The sequence below is a fragment of the Apilactobacillus apisilvae genome (genome assembly GCF_023380225.1).
GTDB lineage: Bacteria > Bacillota > Bacilli > Lactobacillales > Lactobacillaceae > Apilactobacillus > Apilactobacillus apisilvae.
Genome location: NZ_CP093362.1, coordinates 441,568 through 453,393 on the forward strand (window position 1 = coordinate 441,568; position 11,826 = coordinate 453,393).

The following is an 11,826-nucleotide window of genomic DNA, read 5'->3' on the forward strand; positions in this document are numbered from 1 at the left end:
ATGTCTGCTATTTTCTTTATAGTTTTAACAATAATTTTTCATTTATAAACAACATTACTTTCACCTAATAATTCAATTAGTTTTGAATATAGATAGTGACTATATTTTAAATTAAATTTTTCATTTAATAAGGTTTTTTGGTCATTTCTAGTTCTAAAAATAATAACTGAATGATTTCCATGATTTTTGCTAATTTCTTGATACAAGGCATTCAAATTTTCATTAGAGTCATGATTTTTGTCAATTTTTAAATACCACTTATTATCTTTACTATAATTATTTTCTTTAATAATCTTACTTTTAATATTAGCGGCCGGATATATTTTATTAGCAATAACCTGAATATTATTCCTTTTTTCTGATTTTCCTTTTACTAGAATAACCATCCCAGATTTTATCCAATTAATTACATTAGAATAAACATTGGGAAAAATTGTAATATTAATCTCACCAGATAGATCGGTTCCATGAGCAAAAGCCATTTGTTTACCATTTTTAGTCCTAATCTGCTTTATTGAGTCCAAATAAAGTATTGTATAAAGTTCATTATTTGCATTGGCAATATTATCTGATGATACAATTTTAAATTCACCCAAAAAGTCAAGATACTGTTCGACTGGATGCCCAGATAAATAAGCGCCCAAATATTCATTTTCCTTCTGTAATTTTTCATTTTCTTTTAATTCATCAAAATGCTTTATCTTGGGTCTTAAGGCATCAAATAATTCTAAGGAATTTCCACTTAAATTAATTGATTCAATAAATTCATTAATTGATGCTAGAAGTTCAGAACGATGGTATCCAAAATTATCCATTGCACCTGAATATATAAGTCCTTTCATCAAATCAATTTTACGATATTTAGGATCAATTCTATGCAAGAATTCTGATAGGCTTTTAAATTTACCATTCTTATCACGTTCATTAATTAAATCTCTAACAAAATCACTACGAATACCTTTGATAGAACTTAAACCAAAAATAATTTTATGTTTGAAATATTTAAAGTGACTATAACTCAAGTTAATATTAGGTCCACAGACTTCAATATTGCGTTTTTTAATTTCAGATAAATAGATTTTTATCTTTTTAGTGTTATTCAAAACTGAATTTAGAATACTAACAAAAAACTGAATACTATAATGTGACTTTAAATAAGCCAAATCAAAAGCCATTTTACTATAAGCAATTGCATGTGATTTATTAAAACCATAGCTGGCAAACTGTTCAATGTAATCAAAAGTTTGTTGAGCAATTTCATTATTATAACCTTTTTTAAGGGCACCATTAATAAATTTATTCTTCATAGATTCCATTACGTTATGTTTTTTCTTACTCATAGCCCTTCTAAGTAAGTCAGCTTCCCCCAATGTAAATCCACCCATAGTGGAAGCAACACGCATAACCTGTTCTTGATAAACAATAATCCCAAACGTGGGTCCTAAAATAGGTTTTAATGTCTCATCAGCATATGATACTTTTTCTTGACCTTTTTTTCTTTTAATAAATGTGTCAATATTCCCCATTGGGCCTGGACGATATAAAGCATCAACTACTGCAACTAAGTTAAAATCTTCTGGATGTAATGCCTTTAGAACTTTTTTGATTCCAGATGACTCAAATTGGAAAATACCATTGGTATCTCCATTTTGAAATAAAGATAAAGTTTTTTGATCCGAAAGACTAATCTTTTTAATATTAAAGTTACTATCTACTTCTGTTTTTACATGATCCACAATATTAGCTAACAAAGATAGATTTCTTAAACCCAAGAAATCAATTTTAAGTAAACCAATTTCTTCAACATAGTTTTTTGAATATTGGGTCATTAAAATTCCTTCATTACCATTTTGGAGCGGTGAAGTCTTAAAAAGTTCATTTTTACTTAAAATTAATCCCGCTGCATGTGTAGAATAATGTCTAGGTAATCCCTCTAACTTTCTAGCAGTTAAAAATAATAACCGATTAAGTGCATTGTCACTAATTAAATTTTTTAGTTTTTGCGATTGTTGGTAAGCTTCATCTAAAGTAACATGCAATTGCTTACTTGGAATCGCATTGCTCCAATCACTCATTTGATAAGTAGCAAGACCAAAAGTTCTTCCAACATCCCTTAAAACCTGTTTTGCCGCCATTGTTCCAAAAGTAACAATTTGAGCAACATGGTTATCTCCATATTTATTATGAACATAGTTTAATATTTGTTCTCTTTTATTATCTGGAACATCCAAATCAATATCTGGCATTTGTGCACGTTCTTCATTCAAGAAACGTTCAAAAAGTAGATCATATCTAATTGGATCAACATCAGTAATATATAAGCAATAAGAAACTAAAGAGCCAGCAGCAGAACCCCTTCCTGGTCCGGTCATAATTTTATTTTTGTGGGCATAGTTAATAACATCCCAAACAATCAAAAAATAATCATCAAAACCCATTCGATTAATAACAGATAACTCGTAATTTAAACGATCATAATATTTTGAACGTTTATTTTCATTAATGTTGAGCTCCTTAAAACGATTATTAAGGCCAACTTGGCATAATTGATATAAAAAATCCTTAGAAGATATACCTTTATCATTTTGAAAAGTGGGCAATTGTGGTTGTTTTTTTTCAATATCAACGTGAGTATTTTTGATAATCTCTTCATTATTGTGAATGGCTTCACTGTAATTGTTAAATGAAAAATGATTAATAATATTTTCTTTGGGCTTTAACCAATCATCGTCAAATAAAGAGCTTTCCTGTAATGGGTTAGACAAACGTTCGCCAGAATTAACACAGTTAAGAACTTTTAAGGCAAAGGAATCTTCCTTATCCAAAATCTTGTTTTTAGCAAAAGCAATTTTTTTAATATCTAAATTATCACTAATTATATCAATATTATTGCTATAATTTCCTATATCAATGTCACTAAAGCCAAAATAAATATCATTTTTACTAGTATACTTAGATAAAGTGTCAATAAATTGAGATAAGGTATCTTTATCATTTCTTTTAATTAAAGCTGAAAGTTCACCATAGTTAGGAACAATAATAAATAAATCGGATAAAAATTCTAAATAATCATTTATATCCAGAATCTTAGAAGCAGTCATTTTTTTAGTTGAAATCTGCATTAGATTTTGATACCCGCGATTATTCTTAGCAATTAGTACAATCAGACATTTTTCATTAATTTCGCTTAAATTATTTACTTGTAGTGTAAGCCCTATAATTGGATGAATATTATTTTGTATACACTTATTATAAAATTCAATTGATCCATACATAACATTTTCATCTGTTAATGCTAATGAATCATAGCCTCTTTGTTTAGCAACTTCAATTAAGTTATCAATCGATATGGTGCTTTGTAGTAAGCTATAAGAACTAATAATATTAAGTGGCGAATAGTTCATTAATAATCATCCCTTTCTAATATTTATAATTATAACAAATAATAACAACTGAAAAACTCGTTTGTATTTGAAACTGTATTTGTAAATCGAATTGTGATAAAATTTTTATGAATTGCGAGGTGGATAATAATGAGATTTGTTTCTAAAAATTTAATAGTTATTTTTTGGTCTGCAATTTTCGGTGAAATTATAGGATATATTGTTAGCCAATTGGAAAATTACGCATATAATTCAACTACTATCGCAGTTGTTACAGTAATTACTGCACTAATTTTAGTTAACGGTGTAACTGCAATTTCTGGAAATGCAACGAAATAGAAAAAAAGAGCCTAATGAAGTGACCCCCAAAAGTTGGACAAGAAATTGTTCAATATTTTGGGGGTCATTTTTTGGTTAAATTTAGTTATGAATTTAAATTAAATGTTGTTTTAGAATATCTACAAGGATATGGTTCCACTTATCTTTGTAAAAAATATAATATTGTGAATCCTAGTACTGTTTTACTATGGATTAATATGTATAAAGCCTACGGCTTAAAGGGTTTAATTGTAAGAAATTACGGTAAAGTGTATTCTGGTGAGTATAAAATAAAAGTGCTGAATTGGATGCACACTCAACAAAAGTCATATCCAGAAACAGCACTTCATTTCAATATATCTGCCAGTAGTACCATCTTCACTTGGCAGAGAAGAATGGAGACTAAAGGTATACGTTCATTATACAACAAACGTGGCCGTCCTAAAATGCAGAAAACTGAATTAAAAGTAACCTCATGTCAAAAAAATTTAGCTAATGAATACATGATTAAGTATGTGTATACAAAAATTCAAATGAAACATCCTAAGAGTAGTAAATTTGAGGTTGTACATAAGCTGATTAATCAATTAAAATCTTTATCTAAAAGTTATATTTTACAGGTAATTCAATATTCTCGCAGTGTTTATTACTATAACTTGAAGAAAGCGAAGCTTTCTTATGATAATTCTTACATTGAAAATAAAATCAAAAATATTATTATTAAGCACGCTGCTTACGGATATCGCAGAATAACTGCAGTATTAAGACAATCAGGCCTGAAAATTAATCATAAACGTGTACAAAATATAATGAAACGTAATAATTGGCAATGTAAATTGTTTAGTCGACGCAAACGTAAGTATAATTCATATAAAGGTCAAGTAGGCAGAATTGCTAATAATATATTAAATGGTGATTTTACAGCCAATAAATTTGGTCAAAAAATTACTACTGATGTTAGTGAATTTAGATATGGCAATGAAGATATAAACCATCGGGTTTATTTATCACCAGTAATGGATTTATATTCAGACAAAATATTATCTTTTAATATTAGTAGACATCCAAATGTAAGTTTTACTTTAAAAGCACTAAATGAAGCAATGCTTAATCTAAAATCATTACCTTATAGAACTATTGTACATAGTGATCAAGGTTTTCAATATCAACATCATAGTTGGGTTAATACATTGAAAAAATATAATGCGATTCAGTCTATGTCCCGTAAAGGGACATGCTTAGATAATGCACAGATGGAATCATTTTTTCATATTATGAAAAGTGAAATGATGAATGTTCATTATAATACAAAAGAATCCTTAATCCATGCCATGAAAGTATGGATTAAGGATTACAATAATAATAGAATAAAAGAAAAACTAGGATACCAGTCACCAAATAAATATTTGGGATTAATATCCTAGTAAAAGTTGTCCAACTTTTGGGGTTCACATCATAAGCAAAAAATGCTTAAGCTCTTTTATTTTAGTCAAATATTAATTTATCATCGTTTAATTTAATATTAATTGTAGATTTAGGCTTTATTTTATTACCAATAATCATTTTAGCTAGTGGTGTTTCTACATATCGAGTAACAAATCTCTGTAATGGCCTAGCACCATATTGAGGTTCATAACCATTGTTTGCTAACCAACTTAGTGCTTCATCGCTAATGTTAATCGTAATTTGTTGATCTTTCAAACGAAAAGAAAGCTTATCAATCAACTTATTAACAATAGATTTAACATTATTTAATGATAAAGGTTTAAACATAATGACATCATCAATTCGATTCAAAAATTCAGGTTTAAAACTAGTTTTTAATAAATCATCAACATCTTGCTTGGCTTTATCATTAATATCACCATTTTCATCGGTACCATTTAATAAAATGTCAGATCCTAAATTAGATGTCATAATTAAAATTGTATTCTTAAAATCAATTGTTCGACCTTGCCCATCAGTTAATCTACCATCATCCAATACCTGTAATAAGATATTGAAGACATCTGGGTGAGCTTTTTCAATTTCATCAAACAATACAATTGTATAGGGATTTCTTCTAACCGCCTCAGTTAATTGTCCACCTTCTTCATAACCAACATATCCTGGAGCTGCACCGACTAATCTTGAGACAGAAGCTTTTTCCATATATTCAGACATGTCGATTCTAACCATATGGTCTTCAGAATCGAACAAGTTAACAGCTAAAGATTTAGCTAATTCAGTTTTACCAACACCAGTAGGTCCAAGAAATAGGAATGATCCTAAAGGCTTACTTGGATCTTGCAAACCAGCTCTTGATCTTAAAACAGCATCTGAAACGGCTTCTACTGCTTCATCTTGACCAATTACACGTTGATGTAAATTATCATCTAAATGTAAAAGCTTAGAACGTTCACCTTGCATCAACCTAGTAACCGGAATTCCAGTTTCACGGCTTAAAACATTCCCAATTTCATTTTCAGTAACTGACTCACTAACCAGCCAATCATTAGTATGATCTTGGCTTTCCATTTTGCTAAGTTCATCTTCCAGCTTAGGAATAGTCCCATGTTGTAAAACCGCGGCTTTATTCAAGTCATATGAACTTTCAGCTTGTTGTAAATCATTCTTTGCTTGATCTAATTCACGCTTCTTGTCACCTAATTTTTGAATAGAAGCTTTTTCTTGTTGCCATCTACCATTTAAATTATTAACTTTTTCTTTTAAATCAGCTAATTCGGGTTCCAATTTAGATAAACGATTCTTAGATTCGTCATCAGTTTCATTTTTTAATGCTGCTTCTTCGACTTCGGCACGAATTAATTTACGATGAGCTTGATCTAATTCAGTTGGACTAGAGTTCATTTCTACTTCAATTGTTGATGAGGCTTCATCAACCAAGTCAATTGCTTTGTCAGGTAGAAAACGATCTGTAATATAACGATCTGATAATTTTGCGGCTGAAACTAGAGCATTATCATGAATTCTTACTCCGTGGTGAATTTCTAAACGTTCTTTGATCCCACGTAGAATTGTAACTGTATCTTCAACACTAGGTTCTTTCACACTAACTCTTTGGAAACGACGTTCCAGAGCCTTATCTTTTTCAAGGTATTTACGGTATTCATCTAATGTTGTTGCACCGATTAAATGTAAATCACCACGAGCTAGCATTGGCTTTAACATGTTACCAGCATCCATACTACCTTCTGATTTACCAGCTCCAACAATATTGTGAATTTCATCAATAAACATGATGATTTTACCCTCAGATTTTTTAACTGCTTTTAAAACTGCCTTCAATCTTTCTTCAAATTCACCACGATATTTGGCTCCAGCAATTAATGAACTCATATCCAGTTCAAATAATTGTTTGTCTTTTAAATTATCAGGTACATCATTGACCGCAATTCGTTTGGCTAGGCCTTCAACAATAGCTGTTTTACCTACACCAGGGTCACCTAAAAGAATGGGGTTATTCTTGGTCATTCTTGATAAGATTCTAATTACATCTAAAATTTCTTCATCACGACCAATAATTGGTCCTAATTTTCCGGCACGAGCTTCTTTAACTAAATCCACTCCATATTTTTTAAGTGCCTGGAAGTTATCTTCTTGGTTTTTAGAAGTCACCTTTTCACCTCCACGAATTTTTTCAACTTCATTTATAACTTTTTGTTTATTAATATCTTTATCTTTTAAATAATCAGCTAGCTTATTTCCACTAACATCCATCAAAGCAATGGTTAAAGTATCCATTGCAATATATTGATCGCCTAATTTATCTTTAATTTTATTAGCATTTTGAATTAATTGATACATACTAGATGAAATATTTTGACCATAAGATATATTACTACCTTCTACAGTAGAAATTTCGTCCAATTCATTATCAATTTCTTTTTCTAAAGATTTCAAATCTAACCCTAAGCCAGAATAAACTTGACGTGCTAACTCACCTGGTTGAATTAAGAATTTAAATAAATGTGCAATTGTTATTTCTTGATGTTTACGGTTAACTGCTACTTTTTGTGCTTCTGCAAGTGCTTGGGTAACCGCTTCTGTTAAATCATCTGGATTCAATATATTCCACCCACCTTTAATAATAAAAAAATACTTGTGAGTAAATTTTTAACTCACAAGTACTATATTAACAAAACGATAATTCAATTAAAAATAATTTGACCTTTATTGACCAATTATTTTTTAGTATTTAAATTTGCAATTTCGATTAATAAATCACATGCTTTTTCCATTGTTTGTAATGAAACATACTCAAAACGCCCATGCATGTTTTCACCGCCAGCAAAAATATTAGGTGTTGGCAAACCCATAAATGAAATCTTAGATCCATCAGTACCACCACGAACAGGAAAAATATCTGGATTAATTCCAACATTATTCATTGCTTTCTCAGCCAAATCTACCACTGACATATCCTGATGAATAATTTTGGCCATATTATAATATTGATCTTTAATATCAACAGATATGATATCTTCAGAAAAGTTATCATTAATTTCATCGGCAATTTTTTTAAAGTATTGCTTACGACTTTCAAATCTGGATTCATCATGGTCTCTAATAATATAGCTTAATTTAGCTTGATCAACAGTTCCTTCAATATTAGTTAGAAAGTAAAATCCCTCACGCCCATCAGTATATTCGGGACTTTCGTATTTAGGTAAGCTTTGGTTAAATTGCATTCCTAATAAGGCAGCATTAACCATTACATTTTTAGCTTCACCAGGATGAACATCGGTACCTTTTATGTTAACGACTGCAGATGCTGCATTAAAAGTTTCGTACTGTAACTGGCCTAAAGATCCACCATCAACTGTATAGGCAATATCGGCACCAAAGTCTTTTACATCAAAGTTATCGGCACCAGTGCCAATTTCTTCATCAGGGCCAAATGCAATTTCAATTTCACCATGTTTAATTTCCGGATGATTTAATAAATAATCCATTGATGTAATAATTTCAGCAACTCCTGCTTTATCATCAGCACCTAATAAGGTATTACCATCAGTAGTGATAAGAGTTTGACCCTTATACTTTTTAAGGCTGGAAAAAACTTTTGGATCTAATGTATATTCACTATTGCCTAATTTAATTTTAGATTGACCATCGTAATGATCAATAATTTGTGGATTAATATTTTCGGAATTAAAATCAGCTGTATCAACATGTGAAATAAAGCCAATTTTGGTGACATTACCATCAATATTAGATGGTAACGTAGCGAAAACGTATCCGCTACGCTCATTAGTTCTTACGTTGGATAGTCCAATTGACTTTAATTGTTCTTTTAAATCATTTAAAAATTCAACCTCAAAATTTGATGAAGGAATTGTTTTGGATTCTTCATTTGAACGAGTATTAATTTGAACATAACTTAAAAATCTTGGCAATAAGGATTCATACTTATGCATAATAATTAGCTCCTTTTAAATAAAAGTAAATGGATCAGTATTTAAACTAGATTCTATCACATCTATATTCCATTCAAACTGATTAGACCATTCTCTAAACATTTTTGCTAAATAAGGCCTACAAATACTTTCAATATGATGCCCTGGATCAACTACTGAAAACTTATCAGCTAAAATATCATGACCTACATGATAATAAACATCACCTGTTACATAAACATCTGCACCCTTATTTTTTGCTATATTAAAGAATTTACCACCATCTCCACCTAATACAGCAACTTTTTTAATCGAATTATTAGGCGTGTTGCTAATTAATCTTAATCCTTCAACTTTAAACTGCTTTTTACAAAAGTTAGCAAAATCTAATACATTCATTTCTGTGGGTAATTCACCAATACGCCCCATAAAATACTTTCGATTGTTAATTTCTTTTTGATAAACAAGGCCCTTAGTGTTAGTTAATTTTAATCTTTCAGCAAGCCAATCATTCATCCCATTAATTGCATTATCTAGATTGGTGTGAGCTGAATATACAGTAATATGATGTTCAATTATTTTGGCATACATTTCATTTTGTGGAATACTTAAATCTAAATTTTTGGCAGGGCGAAAAATTAATGGATGATGGGAAAATATAAAATCAACATGATTATTAATAGCCTCATCAACAACTTCAGGTCTTACATCTAAAGTAGTCATTACTTTATGAACATTTTGATTTAATGAACCAATTTGTAAACCAATCGGATCACCATCAACCGCAATGCTCTTAGGTGCAAACTTTTCAAATTGTTTTACCAAATCAAACACTTTCATTTATAAGACCTCTTTTATTTCTTTTATTTCTTTTTTCATATTATTTATTTTATCAGTTGGCTTTTTAGAATTCATATTATCCATACTACTAATAATATTGTTCAAACGATTGATTTCATTAGTCCACTTTCCAATAAAGACATCTGATTTTTCTGCTAATAAAAATGGACCAAACTTCAATTCTTCGAGCGTGTAAATCATTTTATCGTTGCATTTTTTTGCTTCAATAATTTCATAATTATGTCCATCTTCTCTTAAAATATGCTCATTGGTAATTTCATAATAATTATTCATAAGCCATTCTCTAACGATACTCTCACCAACGTTGGGCTGAAGAATTAAAGTTTCATTGCCGTTAAGATGGTTTTGACCATTTTCTAAAATATCATGAATTAAAATTCCACCCATTCCTGCAATAGCAACACAATTAATATTATCCTCTGTTTTAATTGATAATAATCCATTGGCTAATCGAGTATCAATTTTATCAGATAGTCCGGATTTATTAATCTCATATTCCGCGTTTTGTAAGGGACCTTTGGCAACTTCACTTGCAATAGCGTAATCTAACTTACCATTTTTCATTAAGTACAAGGGTAAATAGGCATGGTCTGAACCTATATCGGCTAATCGACCATTGATTGGAACGTAATCCGATACTTTTTTCAATCTTTGTGATAAGTGATTTGCATCCATTTAAACACCTTTTTCTAAAATTATTTACTATATATTATAACAAAAAACAGGTAACTTAACTGCTACCTGTTTTGAATGGTTATTCTAAAAAGTCTTTTAATTGTTTACTACGTGAAGGATGACGTAATTTACGTAAAGCTTTTGCTTCAATTTGTCTAATTCTTTCTCTGGTAACACCAAATACTTTTCCAACTTCTTCAAGCGTTCTAGTACGTCCATCATCTAGTCCAAAACGTAATCTCAATACATTTTCTTCACGGTCAGTTAAAGTATCTAGAACTCCTTCAAGTTGTTCTTTTAGTAATTCATAGGCTGCATGATCAGCTGGGCTAGTAGCCTCTTGATCTTCAATAAAATCACCTAAATGAGAATCATCTTCTTCACCAATTGGTGTTTCTAGAGAAACTGGTTCTTGAGATATTTTCAAAATACCACGAACTTTTTGTGTTGGCATATCCATTTCAGCACCAATTTCTTCAGGAGTAGGTTCACGACCTAAATCTTGGAGTAATTGACGTTGAATTCTAATCAATTTATTAATGGTTTCAACCATATGAACTGGAATTCTAATGGTTCTAGCTTGGTCAGCAATTGCACGAGTAATTGCTTGTCTAATCCACCAGGTTGCATAAGTTGAAAATTTGAAACCCTTACGGTAATCAAACTTTTCAACGGCTTTCATAAGTCCCATGTTACCTTCTTGAATTAAATCTAAGAATTGCATTCCACGACCTACATATCTTTTGGCAATTGAAACAACTAAACGTAAGTTAGCTTCAGCTAATTCTTGTTTGGCTTCTTCGTCACCTTTTTCAATTCTTAAAGCTAATTCTACTTCTTGATCTGCTGTTAAAAGAGAAACACGACCAATTTCTTTTAAATACATTCTAACCGGATCATTAATTTTAACACCAGTTGGAGCTGATGATGAATTTTTCAATTCAGATTGAGTAACTTTTTTAGCAGCCTCAAGCGCTCTAGGATCGGGATCACCATTTGCATCTACAACACTAATACCTTTATCTTCAACTTTTTCTAAAAGACTGTACATTTGCTTTTTAGTTAACTTAAATGGAACTGCAATACTATCATTTAAGTCATCGTATGTTACATGTCCAACTTTCTTTTGCTTTTTAATTAATGCATTAACTGATTCTTTTAATTCTTTTTTGTTTGATTTTCCAGCCATT

8 protein-coding genes are annotated in these 11,826 nt (G+C 30.3%); 2 read left to right on the forward strand and 6 right to left on the reverse strand.

Translation table 11 applies throughout. From position 1 onward, the window contains the following. Window positions 1-38 precede the first annotated feature (38 nt). Window positions 39-3,404 (reverse strand): DNA polymerase III subunit alpha, encoded by a 3,366-nt coding sequence (gene dnaE / locus MOO46_RS02265; protein WP_249511404.1) that lies wholly within the window; start codon window positions 3,402-3,404, stop codon window positions 39-41. Window positions 3,405-3,533: 129 nt separating this feature from the next. Here dnaE and MOO46_RS02270 point away from each other — a divergent pair, with 129 nt between their 5' ends. Beyond that, on the forward strand, window positions 3,534-3,722 hold the full coding sequence (locus MOO46_RS02270; RefSeq protein WP_249511405.1) for a DUF2929 family protein: 189 nt from the start codon (window positions 3,534-3,536) through the stop codon (window positions 3,720-3,722). Window positions 3,723-3,793: 71 nt separating this feature from the next. Beyond that, window positions 3,794-5,125, forward strand: coding sequence for an IS3 family transposase (locus MOO46_RS02275; RefSeq protein WP_249510541.1), 1,332 nt, complete (start codon window positions 3,794-3,796; stop codon window positions 5,123-5,125). Window positions 5,126-5,186: 61 nt separating this feature from the next. Here MOO46_RS02275 and clpB read toward each other — a convergent pair whose 3' ends face one another. The 5 genes from clpB to rpoD all read right to left on the reverse strand — a co-directional run bounded on the left by clpB (window position 5,187) and on the right by rpoD (window position 11,825). After that, a complete protein-coding gene (gene clpB / locus MOO46_RS02280; RefSeq protein ID WP_249511406.1) occupies window positions 5,187-7,769 on the reverse strand; it encodes an ATP-dependent chaperone ClpB in 2,583 nt (860 codons plus the stop codon). 116 nt (window positions 7,770-7,885) lie between these two features. Continuing rightward, window positions 7,886-9,121 carry a peptidase T gene (pepT, locus tag MOO46_RS02285; RefSeq protein ID WP_249511407.1) on the reverse strand — a complete coding sequence of 412 codons (1,236 nt, stop codon included), beginning with the start codon at window positions 9,119-9,121 and terminating at the stop codon, window positions 7,886-7,888. 15 nt (window positions 9,122-9,136) lie between these two features. Next, on the reverse strand, window positions 9,137-9,940 hold the full coding sequence (locus MOO46_RS02290) for a Nif3-like dinuclear metal center hexameric protein (RefSeq protein ID WP_249511408.1): 804 nt from the start codon (window positions 9,938-9,940) through the stop codon (window positions 9,137-9,139). Then, window positions 9,941-10,636, reverse strand: a complete 696-nt coding sequence (locus MOO46_RS02295; protein ID WP_249511409.1) for a tRNA (adenine(22)-N(1))-methyltransferase — start codon at window positions 10,634-10,636, stop codon at window positions 9,941-9,943. A 79-nt stretch (window positions 10,637-10,715) separates the two neighbouring features. Next, window positions 10,716-11,825 (reverse strand): RNA polymerase sigma factor RpoD, encoded by a 1,110-nt coding sequence (rpoD, locus tag MOO46_RS02300; RefSeq protein WP_249511410.1) that lies wholly within the window; start codon window positions 11,823-11,825, stop codon window positions 10,716-10,718. Window position 11,826: the final 1 nt, after the last annotated feature.

What these genes read in the sequence shown, in the direction of transcription:
- MOO46_RS02295 (WP_249511409.1), bottom strand. Translation starts at nt 10,636, where the DNA reads ATGGATGCAAATCACTTATCACAAAGATTGAAAAAAGTATCGGATTAC.
- dnaE (WP_249511404.1), bottom strand. Translation starts at nt 3,404, where the DNA reads ATGAACTATTCGCCACTTAATATTATTAGTTCTTATAGCTTACTACAA.
- rpoD (WP_249511410.1), bottom strand. Translation starts at nt 11,825, where the DNA reads ATGGCTGGAAAATCAAACAAAAAAGAATTAAAAGAATCAGTTAATGCA.
- pepT (WP_249511407.1), bottom strand. Translation starts at nt 9,121, where the DNA reads ATGCATAAGTATGAATCCTTATTGCCAAGATTTTTAAGTTATGTTCAA.
- MOO46_RS02290 (WP_249511408.1), bottom strand. Translation starts at nt 9,940, where the DNA reads ATGAAAGTGTTTGATTTGGTAAAACAATTTGAAAAGTTTGCACCTAAG.
- MOO46_RS02270 (WP_249511405.1), top strand. Translation starts at nt 3,534, where the DNA reads ATGAGATTTGTTTCTAAAAATTTAATAGTTATTTTTTGGTCTGCAATT.